The sequence below is a fragment of the Sphingobacterium siyangense genome (assembly GCF_023277505.1).
GTDB lineage: Bacteria > Bacteroidota > Bacteroidia > Sphingobacteriales > Sphingobacteriaceae > Sphingobacterium > Sphingobacterium siyangense.
In genome coordinates, this window is sequence record NZ_CP080574.1 from 4,087,531 (window position 1) to 4,107,134 (window position 19,604).

Below are 19,604 nucleotides of genomic sequence, written 5' to 3' on the forward strand. Positions count from 1 at the left end.
ATTTTAGGTCTTTAAAAAGAAAGTCCAACGCGAAGATAAGGCAAGGTTGCTTCTTTACTAAAACCGACTACCCCCTGGATAGTGAGCAGGTCTCCAGGCATAAAATAAATTCCGCCGCCGTACCCCATATGCCAGTCATTGGAATTTTCATGACTCATCCATACCCTTCCGACATCATAAAAACCAATTGCCCCGACTGTTCCAGGGACGATGTAAGAAGAGTAGCTAAATAATTTTAATCGCATGTCAAAATTATTATAAAGCGCTGTTTTCCCAGTGAACCGTCGGGAATTATACCCTCTTAAGCTCATTTCCCCTCCAATTTGCGCATGCTGATAAAAATAGGGATCTCCCCATACCGCATCAAATCCCACACGATTTGCGAAAGTAATATAGTTGTCTGCAACCGTTTTATAAAAACTCATGGAATGCTGCAATTTTGTATAGTTGCGGCCCTCCCCTCCAATTTCAGCATTCCAGCCCAGCCTGGTATGTATGTGTACTCCAGATTTAGGATTGGCCATATTATCACGTGTATCATAATCTATCCCGCCAGTAAGCCCAGTGAAGAAATTACTCCCATAGATAGGTTCCGATGGATATTTTTGATGGAATTCCTCAAAATAACGTCCAACATTATTCGATTCTTTACTCGTATAATATTCGGAAGAAGATCCATAGAACACCTTGAATTTAGGTTCTAGGAACTTTTCCAGAAAAATGTCACCGCTCACAAGATCAAATCGATTTCGGTAATACGAAATGCGCTTTGAATCCGATTTATCGAAAATAGTATTGTTTCCATATCCAAAGAAATTACTCAGGTTTTTGGGACCAAGGGACGAAAGATGAATATAAAGATCATGCCCTGCAATGAAATCTTTATAATTCCCTTTGTAATCAAACATAAATGATTCGCGACCAGTCAAATAACTTCCAAGAAACTGATGCCGATAGGCATAAGGCTTCTTTCTGAACCCCTGATTCTCGATCATATACCCCAGTCCAAAAATAAGTCCACGATCAACCCCATAATCTAGGTTAAAAACGACCCCTTTACGATCATAGATAAAATTTTCATAGTCAAACTTATGGACAGCGCTGTCTTTGCTCAACTTCAGATGAATAGCATCATCAACCTGCATAGCACCCGGCACCTGATTTTTACCATCATAGATATAAACTTTGCTGCCATTGGCAAATTTATCAGTTGTACGATATAGATTCTGTCCATCCCCCCCGATTAGCCGGATCTTTATGGACGATTTGCCCGATCCATGTAACTTATATTCGTCAGTGCCCGATATGCCATATATACGAACTTCTTTGGTCTGATCAGGTACAAAGGTGCGTTTTAGCAGTTTTCGCCCTTCGGTACCATCTTTTTTCTTGTTATGGATATTGACAGTGACCGAGCCATCCTTATTGTAATCGACATCCACAAATTCAGATTTGGCGGACAATGGTAGTTCAACGACACGCGCAAGAAATCGATAGTAGGTCAGTCCGCTTTCCATCAGCTCGTCCCTTCTTGAACGAATATTTGTTTCCAATTCATTCGCACTCATTCTCACAATTGTATCAGGCATCGTTAACATCGCTTGATGAATCAACGAATCCGTCAGTGTTTTCTGAACAAACTGTATTTCGTCAATCCATTCATCCTCTGTAAGATGAGTGAGAAAAAAATGATCAAAAGTACTCGCATTAAAATTCCAATGGGGCACATTTCGGATATGTGGACTAAAGGGTTGCAAATGAGCCTTCAGCCATTGATAGGAAAGTAATGTGGGAAATACACCCGAAGTTTTATAATATACCTTATCCCGATCCCTTGGGACGGGAGTATAGATCTTTTTACCTTTTTCTTTTTCGGGATCCCAACGCCAATTATCTTGATGACGATCCCAGTCCCCAAGCGTAAAGTCGAGCATCCGCGCACGTAGCGTGAGCTTCTGATCAATTTGCGTATCATTGTCTTCCAACACTTTACGCATGACTTTTGCGCTATTATCTGTTTTTTGATCCTCAAAAGGTGTACGCGCCTCAAACATATAGGCCCTATTTTTAAATACCTCACGATACTCGCCGAACCTAGGGTCATCTCCTACAAAAACCAGTTCTGGCGAAGCTGAAGGAATACCTAAGGCTTTATTAAATGGCGGAACGGTCAATGCACCAAATGGATGATGTATCGAAATCTGATCTTGTACGATATCTTTTGCAAATGTCTTTCGAAGGCTTTCCGGTAGGCTACGTTCAGGGTATTTCTGAATAGACCTAAGAACCCACTCCCTACCCATAGAATCTACCAGTCGAAGTGACTGTGTCTGCATGCCACCACCCAACTTAACAATCTGAAGCCCGCCCCGCTCTGTAGCGAGATCCATCACACGCATCTTAACAGGAGTATTATATAATTTACGATAACTATCTCCAAGCCAAAATCGATGCAGTAAACCCACTCGGTCATATTCAGGTGCGATCACCGTGGTAATACTGTCCATACGTTGTGCATGCGAATTAAAAACACAGCAACAGGCAATTAATGTAAAGATTCTTCTCATTTTATCTAAGTCGGGTCTTCGAGAAATCAACAGTCGATACAGGTAGAATGTTTGATGGTCTCGATATCTAATTGGGCTAAAGTTCACCTTTTAAAGCAAAGAATCAAAAACTTTCTGCTCCTTTTTTAGTATAAAACCACTATTTTGATAAAACTTATGGCTCTCGGTCCGAATGCTATTGCATCTTACACGCAAACGGTAACAATCGAGAGACCTAGACCAATCAGATGCCGTATGCAATAATAATCGACCTAGCCCCCGACCTCGATATTTTTCATCGACAACCAAGCCAATGATTTCTACATAAACACCAGTCTCCATACTGATGACCTGATGAAGTTGAATATCGGCTGGATAACCCAGCTGTTCGGTCAAGGTTGCGAGCTCCGGAGCATCAGATAATACCGCTTTTCATATGTCCATACTATAAATTTGTTTCCTATGTTTTAGAACAAGAATAGGTTTACCAATACATTAACTATACCTCAGGTTGATCCAGCAGTCGCCGGTGATAGTTTATTTGGCCAAGGTGATAAGTTAGATGGGTGGTCAGATGAACAAGCAAATACTGCGTTGTTGTTTTTTCCTCAAACACGCGTAAAGGATATATCTCAAGAAGGTTCTCCTCCGACAACAGATCCAGAGAACGTGTAACCACATCAATCGTATCATCTATCTGATCTAATAATCGTGTTCGAGGAATGTCTTTTAACGAAAACTCAGCCGCTCGATCTCTGATATACCCCGTCTTGCCTATTTCAGCACCAATATATGTTTGAAGATTTCCGATCAGGTGTAAACATAGGTTGCCAGCTGAATTGGAAATATCACGTTCAATAAGCCATATATTTCCTTCCTGTTTGTACAAAGAAATTTCATCACGCAGCCTGTTTAAGTCCCGTCGGAAAAGGTTTTTTAAAGTTTCTATAAGCATAGACTAAATTTAGATATATTTTCTACCAAAAAAGCAACTTCTATATCAACACATCAACTTTAGCCGTCAATGGCCATATGTATACGAATGAAAAGTATACATCTCCACATGATATTATGTAATTTTAAGCTACTTAAAGCCCAATAACCATGAAGATAGTTTCAAATTTCCCAAAGAAAACCTGGGTAATTTTTAGTGTAATAACAGTTGCGGCCACCATTCTCTTCGCTAAATGCGATAGTCCATCCGATGGAAATGACAGATTAGGCTTTCCATTTCCTTTTTATGAATATATTGGCGGCAAACGCTCAATAGAACCTGAGAATCGAAATAGTTTCAATTTTATTTATCTTCTTTTCGATCTTATTATCTATTTTGGACTTGCTTATTTTTTCACATTTTTAATCAAGAGATCTAAAAAATAGTGTACATTGAAATGGAATTAATCGACCAAATTATTTCCATCTTTTTTACAAGTTTTAAGCTAAACCGCCTTTACGATGAAGAGGAGCACAAAAATAACCAACCAAAGTATCGAATCTGCAGGACTTCCCAAAGACCCTAAACATGCCATTGCTGAATATATCTGGAATGGATTTGATGCAAAAGCCACACAGATCGAACTCTCCATAGACAGTAACGAATTAGGCTATATAAATCGTATAAGCATACAGGACAATGGCGAAGGCATATCCCTAGAGACGCTTTCTTCCTCATTTGGAAACTTTTTGGATTCTATAAAAAAGAACAGCCTCAAACGCAGCTCCTATACAAGAGGAAAAAAGGGAAAGGGCCGATTTTCGTTCTCGCTTTTTGCAACACGTGCAATTTGGAATACTGTTTTTCAGAAGGATGAATATTTCTCAAACTACCGAATTCAAATCGATCGCGAAAGTAAAGAGCAATACGATATCAGTGAAAACACACCAGTAGGACATAAAAATACAGGAACCCAAGTTACTCTTGAAGGTATTTTTGGACTTAATGCTACATTTTTTGAAAGCGATGACTTTAACAATTTCCTCGCACAAGAATTCGGTTGGTTTCTCTACTTGAATAAGGAAAGGGATTACGCCATACGCGTCAATGGAAAGCTGTTGGTTTATGATCATTTAATCCAGGAGACAGACCAGCTTTCGTGGACAGGTTATAGCCCGGATCGTGATACCTCTTATCATTTTACCATCAATTACATTCGCTGGAACCAGCAAATTGGTGATCGATATTATTATTATTTTCTTAATAGTGATAAAAAGGAAATTGCCAAAGTACTTAGCAGTTTCAATAATAACGCGATCAATTTCCACCACTCCGTCTATGTGGAATCTACTTTCTTTGATCATTTCGAACAACAAGATATCCTCCTATCTACAGAAGATAATCTTTTCTCGGGGAAAGCCAAACAAGTTATTTATCGAAATTTACTTGCCGAGTTACGTGACTTACTCGATAGAAAGCAAAAAAAATATGTACTTGAGCACGCTGTCGCGGTAAAATTAACAGATCTTGAAAGAAAGGGCCTACTACCCACCTACAACAACTCGGAAAAGGATAAAAAAAGAAAAAACCTATTGTTAGCATTAGTACAGGAATTATATATTGTAGATCCACGCATTTTCTTCGGCATTAAAACAGACCTTATCCGCACCTATCTTGGTTTCATCGACCTGTTATTACAATCGGAAAAAAGTACGGAAATTCTCCCTATCATCGAACAGGCACTTCCCCTAACTGAGAAAGAAAAAAATCGCATAAAACAGATTTTAACCCTTGCTGCAAGCCCTGAAAACGCTTCTTCGGAACCGAAAAAATAAGGCCTTTTTATTTAATGACTTTTAGATGTCAATAAATAAAATTAAAAGTATCACTTTTGCCTAACACTGTTAAATTATTTACGCATTAGCATGGGTAGTAAAGAACGTATACAACGGCTCAAAGATGAGAATAGAACCAATATTCTAGATGCTGCGCTCCAAATCGTCAAAGAAGAAGGATGGCAGGCCTTAAGTATGCGCAAAATTGCAGATATCATCGAATATACCGCCCCCATGATATACGAGTATTTCGCCAATAAAGATGCCATCTTGATGGAACTTGCCAACCAAGGCTATCTCCTACTTGCCAAAAAAGTAAAGCAAGCCAAATCAACTGAAACCGATCTGGAGAAACAATTGGAAGCAATGTGGTTTAGCTATTGGGATTTCGCCTTCGAAGAACGGGAATTATATCAGTTAATGTTCGGTGTGGGAACTGCCTGTTGTGGATTTGAAAAAACCTATAAATGTGCAGAATCCCATGGAAAATTGATAAGTGATGTCATCCGTGAAATCATGAAAGAGAAAAATCCATCCGAAGAATTGATCTGTAGAAAGTATTTCACCTACTGGTCTATTATACATGGATTGATTTCGATCAATCTGGTAAACCAAGGCAATGGCGACAATACCAATCAAGAAGTATTAAAGGATGCTATTTATGGCATCACGCGCTCACTGACTGACTAAATTTTTTTACAGCAAAAAATACAACGTTAAGAAATCTAACACCGTTAAATACACCAAAACTTCAATTTTTAATATCACATGAAAACAAATTTATCACCAAGTCTTAAAAAGATTTACGTTCCAACACTTAACAGTGTTAAACGAATTAATATCGTAAAGACTGCATATGTGTTGAGTGCAATCTTTCTATACAGTTGCTCAACAGGAACAAGTAAACCCATTGATCCACCACCAGTTAACCTCCCGGTCGTTACCATCGAGAACGGTAACGAGACGGTTTACCAGGAGTATCCAGCGACTATTGAAGCTTCCGCCAATATTGAGATCAGACCTCAGGTAGAGGGAATTTTGGAAAACATCTATGTCGATGAAGGAGCCAAAGTAACTAAAGGTCAAGCACTTTTCAAGATCAACGACCGCCCCTATCAGGAACAATTAAACCAGGCGAAGGCAAATCTACTGGCAGCAAAAGCTAGTCTGGAAAATGCGGAGTTAGAAGTCGAGAAGAAAACAAAGCTGGTGAATACCAAAGTACTGACAGACTTCCAGCTAAAAACAGCTATTAGCGCACGTAATGCCGCTAAAGCAAACGTACAATTGGCTCTATCGGCCGTTGAAACTGCAAAAATCAATGTCGGATATACGCTAATACGGGCTTCAGCCGAAGGATACATCGGTAGATTACAGCGCAAGCAAGGGAGTTTGGTTGGTCCTACAGACGCACAACCACTTACCGCATTGTCAAATGTAAGAGATCTTCATGTTTATTTCTCACTGGGAGAAAATGACTTTATCGCATTCAAAAACAATACAGAAGGGAGCAATTTACAACAAAAGCTTCACAACCTCCCTCCGATCAGCCTAGTTCTTTCGGATCAGACAATTTATGATCAGAAAGGAAAAATAGATATGGTGGACGGGCAGTTTGATAAAAATACCGGTGCGATTACACTTCGTGCAACGTTCAACAATCCAGAAGGAGTTTTACGCAACGGAAATACGGGTCGTGTAAGACTACAAAAGAAGTATGCACAAGCATTGTTGGTACCACAACTTGCTACCCTTGAAATGCAGGATAAAATCTTCGTTTATACCGTTGGTAAAGAAAATAAAGTTGTTCAACAGCCTATTACTGTCATTGGAAAAAGTGGTGCAAATTACCTGGTAAGTAAAGGACTGAATGCGGGAGATCGAATTGTCTACAAAGGCATTGACTTGCTTCAGGATGGTCAGAAAATTACACCGCAAGCCTTATCAAGAGATAGCATCAATTCATTATAATATTAGAAAATCACATGCTTAAGAAATTTATAGAAAGACCTGTACTTGCTACCGTTATCTCCATATTACTTGTCATATTGGGGGTGATTGGTATCCTAAAACTGCCTTTGCAGCAGTTTCCCGATATTGCACCGCCCGCGGTGCAAGTAACGGCTTTATATCCCGGGGCAAATGCCGAAACGGTCCTTCGTGCCGTAGCCCCCTCACTAGAAGAGTCAATCAACGGTGTTGAAAATATGAGCTACATGAGCTCTACCGCCAGCAACGACGGTTCGTTAATGATTACGGTATATTTTAAACTTGGTACAGACCCTGACCAAGCTGCTGTAAACGTCCAAAATCGTGTGGCTCAAGCAACCAGCCAATTGCCGGCTGAGGTTGTACAAGCCGGGATCACCACGGCAAAACAGCAAAACAGCTTGATCATGGTATTGGACCTTTACACGGAAGATCAGAGTAAATACGATCAGACCTTTATTACCAATTACGCCCAGATCAATATTATTCCTGAACTGAAACGGATACCTGGGGTTGGACAAGCATTGCCATTTGGTGGTAGCAAAGACTACTCCATGCGTGTATGGCTCAATCCAAATCAAATGGCTACCTATAAATTAACGCCAGAGGAAGTAATGGCCGCCATTCAAGATAAAAACGTCGAAGCTGCTCCGGGTAAATTCGGAGAGAGCAGCCGTGAAGCTTTTGAATTTGTAATCAAATATAAAGGTAAACTCAACCAGCCAAGTGATTACGAAAATATTATTATCCGCTCCAATACAGACGGTTCTGTATTAAAACTCAAAGACGTCGCTCGTGTCGAACTGGGATCTTATACCTATGCGAGTCATACGCGCATCAACGGTAAAGCAGGATTGAATATTGGGGTAATGCAGCTTGCAGGTTCGAATGCAAATGAAATTCAGATTGCCATTCAAAAATTCATGGAGAAAGCCTCTTTAAGCTTTCCAAAAGGTGTCAAATATCTCGTTTTATACAACACAAAAGATGCACTTGATCAATCTATTGACCAAGTAAAACATACACTAGTTGAAGCATTTATACTGGTATTTTTAGTTGTCTTTCTATTCCTTCAGGATTTTAGATCGACATTGATACCAGCGATTGCGGTACCGGTAGCCATCGTGGGAACATTTTTCTTCATGCAGCTCTTCGGCTTTTCAATCAATCTACTGACTTTGTTTGCTCTGGTGCTAGCCATTGGGATTGTCGTCGATGACGCGATTGTGGTCGTGGAGGCTGTTCATGCCAAGATGGAGCATGAAAATCTCCCGCCTAAGCTTGCTACGACATCTGCCATGAGTGAAATCACAGGCGCCATCATCTCGATTACATTGGTGATGTCTGCCGTATTCCTTCCCATCGGCTTTATGGAAGGTTCAACCGGGGTATTTTATAGACAATTTGCTTTCACCTTGGCGATTGCAATCGTTATTTCAGCAATCAATGCTTTGACACTAAGTCCTGCGTTATGTGCACTCTTCTTAAAACCAACGCATCATGGTCATTCTGAGGCTAAAAGCCTTAATTTCAAAGAGCGTTTCTTCGCTGGATTCAATGTTGGATTTGATCGGTTGACGAAGAATTATTTAGGTAGTTTACGCTTCTTGATCCGTTATAAATGGGTTGCATTTGCAGGATTGGGAATTACCCTACTTTTGACTGTATTTATGATCCGTAAAACACCTACTGGATTCATCCCATCAGAGGATCAAGGATTCATTGCCATATCCTTATCTATGCCAGCAGGTGCTTCTTTGGATCGTACCTCCGGAGCATTAGCCGAAGCAGAGAAGCAACTTCAACATGCTGATTTTACCAAAACTTTAAATGTACTTGCTGGTTTCAATATTTTGACACAATCCACAAGTCCATCAGCAGGTGTTGCATTTATCCTCCTTAAACCACATGAAGAACGTGGTAAGATAAAAGACATCAATGCTATTATGGCCGATGTCAATCAGCGCTTGGCAAATATCAAAGGCGCAAATTTCTTTGTCTTTACCTTCCCTACTGTCCCAGGATTCAGTAACGTGGATGGTCTGGATATGGTACTGCAGGACCGGACCGGTGGACAACTCGGAAAATTCAGTGGCATAGGCCAAAAGTTTATTGGCGAATTGATGAAACGTCCAGAAATTATGATGGCTTTCACAACCTTTAAAGCGGATTATCCACAATATGAACTCCAGGTAGATGATATCAAAGCAGAACAACTTGGCGTAAGCACAAAAAGCATCTTACAGACTATGCAAGCCTATTTTGGTAGTGCCCAAGCCTCAGATTTTAATCGTTTTGGAAAGTATTATCGTGTGATGGTCCAAGCTGATGCCAAGGATAGAAGTGAACCAACTTCAATGGACGGTATTTTTGTAAAAAACAGATTGGGAGACATGGTCCCCATCAATACATTAGTCAAATTAGAACGTGTATATGGTCCGGAAACAGCATCTCGTTACAACTTATTTAATTCGATTGGAATAAATGCGATACCAAAACCAGGATATAGTTCTGGAGATGCTATCCGTGCAGTTGAAGAAGTTGCAAAACAACAATTGCCGACCGGATTTACTTATGAGTTCTCAGGTATGACTAAAGAAGAAATTGTCTCAGGAGGCCAATCCACATTGATTTTTATTCTCTGTCTGATCTTCGTTTATTTTCTGCTTGCAGCACAATATGAAAGCTATATCATTCCATTGGCGGTTATTCTCTCTATTCCTACAGGTATATTTGGGGTCTTCGCAGCAATTAGCTTCACTGATATTGCCAACAACATCTATGTACAAGTCGCACTCGTTATGTTGATTGGATTATTGGCCAAAAATGCCATTCTGATCGTAGAATTTGCCATCCAAGGGCGTAAACAAGGACTATCAATTCCTAGTGCCGCACTTAAAGCAGCGAGATTACGTTTGAGACCTATTATTATGACTTCCTTAGCTTTTATCGTTGGTATGATTCCAATGATGACAGCGGTAGGTCCATCAGCGCAAGGAAATCACTCAATCAGTATCGCCGCTGCGGGTGGGATGTTCACTGGAGTAGTTTTAGGACTCTTTATCATCCCTATTCTTTTTATTTTCTTCCAATTTATCCAAGAGAAAATCGGAGGTACTCCACGGCAAAAACAACATGAAAGCGATGTCGTTTCATTGGAAATACCCGTGCATACAAACAATTAGTACATCATGACAGCATTTAAATATATCAATAGTAAATCAAAATTACTGACGGTTTTCATCTTATCTTTTGTCGCATGGTCTTGCAAAACAGATAAGTTGGTCAGCAATCAACACCTTGCCCCCAACTTGCCCGAACAGTACCGCGACCAGGCTAAAGCTCCGCAGGAAACTAGCATAGGTTCTATTCCATGGCGTAATTTTTTTAAGGATCAAGTCTTACAAACCTTGATCGATAGTGCTATACAACATAACTTAGATATGCAACTGGCACTAAAAAATATAGAAGCGTCTCAACTGAGCCTGAAACAGGCAAAAGCTAACTATCTTCCCACGGCCCAGCTACAGATCCGCGGAAATAGCACCAACCCATCCAATAACAGTATGAATGGATTGAGCCTGGGGCAGTTTTTAGGCCAACACCATGTGGAAGATTATACGGCATCCTTAGGTTTATCCTGGGAGGCCGACATATGGGGTAAAATCAAAAATCAAAATATCGCTGCTTTAGCTTCCTATCTACAGACAGAAGAAGCGAAAAAAGTAATTCAAACCCAATTAATTGCACAAGTTGCACAAGGTTATTATCAACTACTGATGCTTTATCAATTGCGTGATATCGCCAAACAAAACTTGCAATTGAGCGATACAACTTTACGTATTGTCCAGCAACAATATGAAGTTGGTGACATTACGCTGCTTGCATTGGAACAGGTCGATGCGCAGCGATTGTCTGCAGCTGCCTTGATCCCCGACTTTGAACAACAGATCCGTATTCAGGAAAATGCCATTCAGATTCTTAGCGGAAAACTCCCGCAGGAAATTAAAATAGCGGGGAAATTGTCGAGTATTCAATTCCCCGAAGAATTAGCAACTGGCGTCCCAGCCGATTTGTTAAGTCATCGTCCGGATGTAAAACAAGCTGAACTGGCTATTACAGCCTCACAAGCTTATCAACAATACGCAAAGGCACGCATGTATCCTTCCTTGGTTATTAGCGCCGAAGCAGGCGTAAATGCATTCAAGGCAAGCAATTGGTTCAACTTACCGGCTTCATTATTTGGGGCAATTACAGGAAGTATTACGCAGCCAATTTTACAGCGGAAGGAATTGAAAACTCAATATGAACTGGCACGTGTCGAACAAGAAAAGAACGTATTGATCTTCAAGCAAAAAGTAATCTCAGCAGCTGGAGAAGTTTCCGATGCTTTAATTTCAATTCAAAAATTGAAAGAAAAACAAAAGATTACTTCGGATAGAACGACGCGTCTAAAGGAAGCAACGAAGCACGCCAATCTTTTATTTGAAACAGGAATGGCCACATACTTGGAAGTAATTACGGCACAAAGCAATATCTTGCAAAGTGAGCTCGAACTTGCTCAGGTAAAAAAAGCGGAGCTTTCTGCAGTTGTTGACCTGTATCGTTCATTAGGTGGTGGATGGAGCAACAATTAGTGCTGTAAAAAAGCAATTTTCTAATTTTATTATACATATCTGGTAGATGGGGGGCCTTAGGGTCCCCTGTTTTATTTTATCCAAAGCGCATGCTTCCATCACCTTTAATTTGTTTCCATGTGAAGCATACTTCAAAGCAAATTAAAAGCAAGCTTTTTCTTTTGTTTAACCTTCTTCTACAACGCGATCTCATTCAATTTATAAATCCTTCAAACCTTGGAATAAAAGAGACAAATGCAGCTGAAACAATGCGATTACTTTTGTGACATCATATAAATTTTATAAAATGAGAGATTTAAAAAAAATTGCATTAGCGGTATGTATCGCCTTAAGCACGTTAGTAGCGATGAGCTGCAGTAAAGATGACGAAACTGTTGTTGAACCACAGCTTACACCAAGTGAAATATTAGCCAGTACACCCTGGGAAACAACAAACGCAAAGAATAATAAAGGAGAAAGTGTAGTGTTAACAGATGCTAACGTGTCAAATTTTGTAGGATTTGCTTATTTCAAATCTGACGGTACATTTACAATGTTCAATCTTGACAATTCTCCCAAAATGCACGGCGACTGGACCGTATCTGCAGATGGTAAAACGAGAACAATTGTTGCTAAAAATGCTGCTGGTGAAACATTGTTTACTCGTGTGGTTGATATTACCGTATTAACGAAGAAAGAATTCACGTATAGAGTTTATCCAAACGCTAATGACAAAACAATCTATTTCGATATTATCCATACACCAACAACACATCAAGAGCCAAAATAATTTACAGGATAACACATCGAAAAAATAGTTACCTCAATAAAACAGAAAGGCTTGACGAAATGATGTCAAGCCTTTCTGTTTATAGCTAAAAACGAACCCCATCTCCAAAGTCATTCTTTGACACTGTTAGATCAACCGATAACAAAAAACCAATAACAACAAGATTTACAATCCATTAAAAAACAGAACATCCGAATTTCATAAAAAAGTATATTCTGATATGCCAAGGCAAGATAATCTATCGACCTTCGTCAATATACGTCTGAGTACATCAAATTGATATTTCAGTCGGGGCTTTATACGCTTCAGCAGAAATTTGTCGTCCAATACTAAAAGGAATTACGAAATTTGCATAGATTTCACCGATACATATAAGTTAAAAGAATGCAGGATATAGCGATCTATAAAAACGATAAGACTCTAATTAGTACAAATAAAAAAAGGCTGATATTTACCTTTCTGTCCTTTCTGCTTATTTATCTCGTCGCCTATATTATTGATCCTTTCTCGACTTGCTGGGATGGCTATTTTAAACGGAATATGTTCGAAATACTCGGTGAATGGACCTTTACGATCATTTACAGCTTTATCATTTCCGAATTTAGCATCATTGTCCATGACAAGCTTAATAAGTTCTTAACTTGGAAAGATAGTCCGACAGAGCGACTTCTACTTGAAACCGTCATCAACCTTTTTGCAGTACTCTTTATCAATTTACTGCTGGAGTACCTGATTTCAAAATATTATTTTGGACCTCAAAATGTTACTATAGCCCCATCTTTGGAGGAAAAAAGGGGGATGATTCAAAACATTACAATCAGTGTATTGATTGCGCTCATGATAATGGGGATCAATATTGGTAGTCATTTGATCACTAACTGGAAAAATGAGTCCATGCGTGCGGCAAAGCTCGATCAGGTCATTCTTGAAACAGAACTTCAATCGTTAAAATTACAGATCGACCCCCATTTTGTCTTTAATAACCTGAGCGTGCTCTCAGAAATCATCCTCGAAGACCAACAATTAGGCTATGAATATGCAGAAAACTTCTCCAAAATATATCGCTACCTTCTTGTCAATTCCAAAAAGGACATTATCTCACTCGAAGAAGAACTCAACTTTCTAAATTCATACATATTTCTCATCAAAAACCGATTTGGCGATGGGGTAAACTTCGAAATAAACGTCAATCCCGCCAAACGCAATTGCCAATTACCTCCCCTTACCTTACAATTATTGGTAGAAAATGCATTAAAGCATAATCAGACAAATAAGAAAAAACCGCTGAAAATAAAGGTATACACCAACTCCCAGAATCAACTTGTTGTTGAAAATATATTAATCCCTATTGAGAATGTATCCGAATCATCGGGAATCGGGATTTCAAACATCATTAAGAGATACGATTTGCTATCCAACTTAAAACTGCAAATAAAGAATGATGGCAAAACATTTAACGTTATCCTCCCACTTTTAGCGCAAGCATAATGAATATAACCAAAGTATTAATCATCGAGGACGAAAAACTCAATGCCGATCGTTTAAAACGACTTTTGAAGGAAATAAAGCCATCCATCGTTATTTTAGATGTGCTGGATAATATCGCTGATAGCATCAACTGGTTCAATGGCAATGAACTTCCCGACCTGGTGATGATGGATATTCGTCTATCCGATGGTTTAAGCTTTGAAATATTAGAGACTATAAAAATAGATTGCCCAATCATATTTACAACAGCATTTGACGAATACGCTGTGAGGGCCTTTAAATTCAATAGCATAGATTATTTGCTTAAGCCTGTAGAAAAAACAGAGCTGGAAAACGCCATCCAAAAACTTGACTATCAAAAAGATATCCAGATCAACCAACAACCGCTTCAAGGTTTATTGGATTTTATCTATCCGAAAGATTTTCGCTCACGCTTTCTAATTCCATTCAAAGACGGCTATAAAACCGTTCTTGTTGAAGAGATATTATACTTCTACTCCGAATTTAAACTTACCCATGCGCAACTCAAATGTGGCACTGTCGAAATTGTCCCTCAAACAATGGAAGAACTCGAACAGCAATTAAATCCAAAAGTATTTTTTCGCGCCAACAGGCAATTCATTGTGCATATAGATGCGATCAAAAGATTACATAACCACTTCAACGGAAAACTAAAAATAGAAATTAAAAATAACGATCAAGTGGAAATCCTTGTGAGCAGAGAAAAGGCTCAACTGCTAAAAAATTGGTTAGACTATTAATATTAAAACTGATCCGCTTACTCCTTTTTTCGTCAGAAAGGTAAAGTAAGTTTTTCGCGATGAAGAAGGGGATGTCAATCGGTAAGACCAATATTTCCAACACAATCGGATCGGACCATTTAATATCGTAAAATTCAGATCATCACTGATACGTTTCAGTAAGCAATTGTAACGTCTCGGTAGATTTCTTTGCCTTACGGCTTAAAAGAATTCTTTTCTTTGTTTCATTATAAAATGATAAAATGGCACAAAGAACGATGACTTTAAAACCTTTCCTTACACTTATTACAGCAGCAGCATTATTATCGTCCTGTGGAGGCAACCAAGAACAACCGCAAGAGCAGGCAGTTACTGTTGACTTTATCGAATTATCTCCTACCCACGCGGAGACCGAAAAAAAATATCCTGGTACATTAGAGGGGACCGTCAACGTCGATGTCAAAGCGCAGGTAACGGGGTATCTCGAGCAGATTTATGTCAAAGAAGGAGACTATGTATCCCAGGGTCAACCCCTTTTCAAAATAAAAGCTGATGTCTACAACGAACAAGTAAACAACAGCAAGGCAGCTTACCAAGCTGCTTTATCGGCAGAACAAAACGCTAAATTGGAGATTGAAAAAATCAAACCACTTGTTGAAGGTAAAGTGTATACCGAATTACAGTTAAAAACTGCAGAGGCCAATTATGCTGCAGCTAAAGCACAGGTAGCACAAGCACAAGCTGCACTCGGTTCATCTCAAATAAATGCCAAATTTACGTTGATCAATGCGCCAGTGAGTGGTTATATCGGCCGTATTCCTAATCGGATCGGAAATTTAATTACCGCAGCAGACGCGACACCTTTAACAACGCTATCTGAAATCAATACCGTAAATGTGTATTTTTCATTGAGTGAGGCCGACTTTATAGCCTTTATCAAAGATCAGAATAACAAATCATCCAATCAACAAGCAACGCTCTTACTGGCTGATGGAACAGCATACAACCATTCGGGGAAAGTAGAGTTAGCCAGTGGTAACATCGACAGAACAACAGGAAGCATGGCACTTAAAGCAAGTTTCATCAATCCCGAAAAAATTCTCCGTTCGGGTGGCTCAGCAAAAGTAATATTGAAAAAAGCGCATGAAAACGTATTGTTGGTACCTATGGCCGCTGTCAAGGATATTCAAGACCGCTATTTCGTTTATGTTATTGGTGAGAAAAATAAAATTTCCATGAAACAGATTGAAATTGCAGGAAATACCGCTAACGCCTATTTACTAAAATCGGGACTCACAGCTGGTGAAAAAATCGTTATGAATAGAATTGATATGCTTAATGATGGAATGCAAGTTCAACCGACTAAAAAATCCACCATGTAACAAGGATAGCAGGTATAGCAAAAGCTGAACTGCTCAAAGAAAGGCAAGGCAACAAGCCTATACATTCAGTATTCACTTTTGGAAAAAAACGGTACTAAAAGCTTTATAAAATTTAAACTAAAATGTTAAAGAAATTTATTGACAGGCCAGTTTTGGCAACTGTTATATCTATCATATTTGTCATACTGGGGGTCATCGGTCTTTTTAGGCTGCCTCAAACGCGATTCCCGGATATCGCCCCGCCCACGGTTCAAGTTACCGGAAGCTATCCCGGAGGAAATAGCGAAACAGTATTGAGATCAGTTGTTACACCCCTTGAAGAGCAAATCAATGGTGTGGAGGACATGGAATACATTACATCTACTGCAAGTAATGACGGTACATTCTCTGTACGCATTGTCTTTAAAGCAGGTGTAAATCCAGATCAGGCAGCCGTTAATGTGCAAAACAGAGTACAACAGGCTACTCCTATCCTGCCACAGGAAGTTGTCCGAATGGGATTAACGACCTCCAAGCAACAAAATAGTATGATCATGATATTTAATATCTATACAGAAGATAATAAAAAATATGATGAACTATTTTTACAGAATTATGTGAACATCAACTTGATCCCACAGATCAAGCGTGTACCTGGCGTTGGTCAGGCTATGGTATTCGGTTCCAAAGACTATTCGATGCGTGTATGGTTGAATCCGCAAAAAATGGCGAGTTATGGACTTGTGCCACAAGAAGTCATTGCTGCAATTTCCAAACAAAGTTTGGAATCTGCACCTGGAAAATTAGGGGAAGAATCAAAAGCACCACTGGAATATGTCATACGCTATAAAGGGAAAAAGAACCTTCCTGAACAGTATGAAAACATTATCGTCAAAAACAATGACGTTCAGATCGTACGCTTAAAGGATGTGGCACGTATCGAGTTTGGCTCGATCAGTTATAGTGGTAATTCGCAAAATAACGGCCTCAATACAGTTACCATTGGTATATTCCAGACATCAGGCTCCAACGCCAATGAAATTGAAATCGGAATCGATAAACAGATTGAAATAGCACAACGCTCTTTCCCTCCTGGGATCAAGATTTTTAAATTGATCAGTACCAAAGAACGCTTGGATGAAAGTACGGCACAAGTACGTTCGACATTGATTGAAGCCTTCATTTTGGTTTTCCTCGTTGTATTTTTGTTCCTGCAGGATATACGGTCGACTATTATTCCAGCAATCGCAGTTCCGGTAGCCATCGTAGGTACTTTTTTCTTCCTGCTGGTGTTTGGCTTTACCATCAATATATTGACGTTATTTGCCTTAGTACTCGCCATTGGTATCGTTGTCGATGATGCAATTGTCGTTGTCGAAGCAGTACATGGAAAGATGGAGACTTCCAACTTAACCGGTAAGCAGGCTACCCATAGTGCCATGAGTGAAATCACAGGGGCTGTAATCTCCATTACCTTGGTCATGTGTGCAGTTTTTATTCCCATTGGATTTATGACAGGTTCATCGGGCATGTTTTATAAACAGTTTGCCTATACCCTTGTTATCGCCATTGTGATCTCTGCGATCAATGCATTGACACTGACACCGGCACTCTGCGCATTATTGCTTAAAAATACGCACGCCGAAAATCACGATGGGCAGACCCCAAAAACAGGATTTTCTCAACGTTTTTTCAAAGCGTTTAATGCTGGCTTCGAAAACATGACCAACCGATACGTTGGTTCATTAAAATTCCTGGCAAAGAAAAAATGGATTTCGGCACTTTTGATCCTGGCTACAATTGGCATTGCCGGATACCTCATGACAAGCACTTCCAAAAGTTTTGTACCAATGGAAGATGATAACTTTGTTGTATACAGTTTGGAAATGCCCCCAGGAACGGGACTTGATCGAACCACAAAAGCAGTAGAAAAAATCGAAAAACTACTTGCCGATATCCCTTCTATTGAAAGCCATACAAGTATTACTGGATTCAATATGATCGGTAACAACTCCAGCGCAGCCTATGCAACAGGATTCATACGTCTGAAAGATAAAAAGAAACGTGGTGAGATGAACGATATCGATCAGATTCACCAAGTGATCTCACAAAAATTATCCAGTGTCAAAGAAGGTAACGCAATGGCCTTTCGCTCCCCTCCTGTTGATGGTTATGGTATGATGAATGGCGCGGAACTCGTTTTGCAGGACAGAGCTGGTAAATCACCGGTAGAGCTCAAAGCAATGTCTGACTCCGTTATTGCGCAGATTATGAAACAACCAGGGGTACAGTTTGCCTATACCATGTTCAGAGCAGATTATCCACAGATGGAGTTAGAAGTAGATGAAGACAAAGCTGCCCAACTTGGCGTAGATGTCAGTGAAATGCTTTCGTCCGTTCAAACTTACTTTGCGGGTGACCAATCATTGAATTTCAATCGTTTCGGTAAATTCTATCGGATAGCAGTTAAAGCAGATGGCATCTATAGAACCGATAAAGAAGCCTTCAACGAAATATTTGTCAAGAATAATCTTGGCCAAATGGTTCCGGTGAACACTTTGGTTACACTTCGTAAAGTTTATGGTCCTGAGTCGGTAACCCGTTATAATTTATACAATTCACTCACGATAAACGTGGTTAGTACGCCTGGTATCAGTAATGGTGCGATCATGGAAACATTGGAGAAAAATGTATTGACTAAGTTACCGGGAGACTATAGCTACGAATGGACGGGACTTAGCTTGGAAGAGAAGTCTTCGGGCAATCAGACTGTGCTTATCCTAGCATTAAGCTTACTATTTGTATATTTCTTACTATCAGCACAGTATGAAAGTTATTTATTGCCCCTTGCCGTCCTGTTATCAATCCCAACAGGTATGATCGGTTCTTTCCTAGGAACACGTGCCATTGGATTGGACAACAATATCTACGTCCAGGTCGGCTTGATCATGCTCATCGGTCTTTTGGCAAAAAATGCCATTTTGATTGTTGAATTTGCTTTACAGCGGAGAAGAGCAGGCTCCTCACTCATTGATTCGGCTTTAGAAGGCGCAAGAGCTCGTCTACGCCCAATCTTGATGACTTCATTGGCTTTCATTGCGGGTATGGTCCCCTTGATGTTTGCGACCGGCGGAACGGCTACAGGTAACCATTCCATCAGTACCGGAGCAGCAATGGGTATGTTAAGCGGTGTTATCCTTGGGGTAATCATCATACCGTTGCTATACCTGGTGTTCCAATATTTGCAAGAAAAAGTTTCGGGTAAAAAGCTTACGGACAATACAGTACACAATACAAACGATTAA

13 protein-coding genes are annotated in these 19,604 nt (G+C 39.7%); 10 read left to right on the forward strand and 3 right to left on the reverse strand.

Annotated features, from left to right (window positions below):
• Nucleotides 1-11: 11 nt before the first annotated feature.
• The 3 genes from K2F45_RS17175 to K2F45_RS17180 form a co-directional block, all read right to left on the reverse strand.
• Nucleotides 12-2,567 (reverse strand): BamA/TamA family outer membrane protein, encoded by a 2,556-nt coding sequence (locus K2F45_RS17175; protein WP_075993246.1) that lies wholly within the window; start codon nt 2,565-2,567, stop codon nt 12-14.
• Nucleotides 2,568-2,657: 90 nt separating this feature from the next.
• Complete coding sequence (locus tag K2F45_RS27510; protein ID WP_420833027.1) at nt 2,658-2,888, reverse strand: GNAT family N-acetyltransferase; 231 nt, start codon at nt 2,886-2,888, stop codon at nt 2,658-2,660.
• 157 nt (nt 2,889-3,045) lie between these two features.
• The gene (locus K2F45_RS17180) at nt 3,046-3,501 is read right to left on the reverse strand and encodes a DUF1572 family protein (protein WP_075993248.1); all 456 of its coding nucleotides are present in this window, start codon (nt 3,499-3,501) and stop codon (nt 3,046-3,048) included.
• Nucleotides 3,502-4,001: 500 nt separating this feature from the next.
• Here K2F45_RS17180 and K2F45_RS17185 point away from each other — a divergent pair, with 500 nt between their 5' ends.
• The 10 genes from K2F45_RS17185 (at nt 4,002) to K2F45_RS17230 (ending at nt 19,604) form a co-directional block, all read left to right on the forward strand.
• The gene (locus tag K2F45_RS17185; protein ID WP_075993250.1) at nt 4,002-5,315 is read left to right on the forward strand and encodes an ATP-binding protein; all 1,314 of its coding nucleotides are present in this window, start codon (nt 4,002-4,004) and stop codon (nt 5,313-5,315) included.
• Between the two features lie 90 nt (nt 5,316-5,405).
• On the forward strand, nt 5,406-6,005 hold the full coding sequence (locus K2F45_RS17190) for a TetR/AcrR family transcriptional regulator (RefSeq protein WP_046674552.1): 600 nt from the start codon (nt 5,406-5,408) through the stop codon (nt 6,003-6,005).
• Between the two features lie 78 nt (nt 6,006-6,083).
• Nucleotides 6,084-7,286: an efflux RND transporter periplasmic adaptor subunit gene (locus K2F45_RS17195; RefSeq protein WP_075993251.1), complete on the forward strand. Its 1,203-nt coding sequence runs from the start codon at nt 6,084-6,086 to the stop codon at nt 7,284-7,286.
• Nucleotides 7,287-7,300: 14 nt separating this feature from the next.
• The gene (locus K2F45_RS17200; RefSeq protein ID WP_075993252.1) at nt 7,301-10,489 is read left to right on the forward strand and encodes an efflux RND transporter permease subunit; all 3,189 of its coding nucleotides are present in this window, start codon (nt 7,301-7,303) and stop codon (nt 10,487-10,489) included.
• A 6-nt stretch (nt 10,490-10,495) separates the two neighbouring features.
• Nucleotides 10,496-11,941: an efflux transporter outer membrane subunit gene (locus K2F45_RS17205; RefSeq protein ID WP_157626139.1), complete on the forward strand. Its 1,446-nt coding sequence runs from the start codon at nt 10,496-10,498 to the stop codon at nt 11,939-11,941.
• A gap of 286 nt (nt 11,942-12,227) precedes the next feature.
• Complete coding sequence (locus K2F45_RS17210; protein WP_075993253.1) at nt 12,228-12,710, forward strand: DUF4822 domain-containing protein; 483 nt, start codon at nt 12,228-12,230, stop codon at nt 12,708-12,710.
• A 384-nt stretch (nt 12,711-13,094) separates the two neighbouring features.
• Nucleotides 13,095-14,198: a sensor histidine kinase gene (locus tag K2F45_RS17215; RefSeq protein WP_075993254.1), complete on the forward strand. Its 1,104-nt coding sequence runs from the start codon at nt 13,095-13,097 to the stop codon at nt 14,196-14,198.
• On the forward strand, nt 14,198-14,959 hold the full coding sequence (locus tag K2F45_RS17220; protein ID WP_248931935.1) for a LytR/AlgR family response regulator transcription factor: 762 nt from the start codon (nt 14,198-14,200) through the stop codon (nt 14,957-14,959). The genes K2F45_RS17215 and K2F45_RS17220 overlap by 1 nt, the downstream gene beginning before the upstream one ends.
• 242 nt (nt 14,960-15,201) lie before the next feature.
• A complete protein-coding gene (locus K2F45_RS17225; protein ID WP_248931936.1) occupies nt 15,202-16,320 on the forward strand; it encodes an efflux RND transporter periplasmic adaptor subunit in 1,119 nt (372 codons plus the stop codon).
• A gap of 122 nt (nt 16,321-16,442) precedes the next feature.
• Nucleotides 16,443-19,604: an efflux RND transporter permease subunit gene (locus K2F45_RS17230; RefSeq protein WP_075993256.1), complete on the forward strand. Its 3,162-nt coding sequence runs from the start codon at nt 16,443-16,445 to the stop codon at nt 19,602-19,604.

Coding starts and splice junctions, on each gene's coding strand:
- K2F45_RS17190 (WP_046674552.1), top strand. CDS start 5,406: ATGGGTAGTAAAGAACGTATACAACGGCTCAAAGATGAGAATAGAACC.
- K2F45_RS17185 (WP_075993250.1), top strand. CDS start 4,002: ATGAAGAGGAGCACAAAAATAACCAACCAAAGTATCGAATCTGCAGGA.
- K2F45_RS17180 (WP_075993248.1), bottom strand. CDS start 3,501: ATGCTTATAGAAACTTTAAAAAACCTTTTCCGACGGGACTTAAACAGG.
- K2F45_RS17220 (WP_248931935.1), top strand. CDS start 14,198: ATGAATATAACCAAAGTATTAATCATCGAGGACGAAAAACTCAATGCC.
- K2F45_RS17210 (WP_075993253.1), top strand. CDS start 12,228: ATGAGAGATTTAAAAAAAATTGCATTAGCGGTATGTATCGCCTTAAGC.
- K2F45_RS27510 (WP_420833027.1), bottom strand. CDS start 2,888: ATGGAGACTGGTGTTTATGTAGAAATCATTGGCTTGGTTGTCGATGAA.
- K2F45_RS17215 (WP_075993254.1), top strand. CDS start 13,095: ATGCAGGATATAGCGATCTATAAAAACGATAAGACTCTAATTAGTACA.
- K2F45_RS17230 (WP_075993256.1), top strand. CDS start 16,443: ATGTTAAAGAAATTTATTGACAGGCCAGTTTTGGCAACTGTTATATCT.
- K2F45_RS17195 (WP_075993251.1), top strand. CDS start 6,084: ATGAAAACAAATTTATCACCAAGTCTTAAAAAGATTTACGTTCCAACA.
- K2F45_RS17225 (WP_248931936.1), top strand. CDS start 15,202: ATGGCACAAAGAACGATGACTTTAAAACCTTTCCTTACACTTATTACA.
- K2F45_RS17175 (WP_075993246.1), bottom strand. CDS start 2,567: ATGAGAAGAATCTTTACATTAATTGCCTGTTGCTGTGTTTTTAATTCG.
- K2F45_RS17205 (WP_157626139.1), top strand. CDS start 10,496: ATGACAGCATTTAAATATATCAATAGTAAATCAAAATTACTGACGGTT.
- K2F45_RS17200 (WP_075993252.1), top strand. CDS start 7,301: ATGCTTAAGAAATTTATAGAAAGACCTGTACTTGCTACCGTTATCTCC.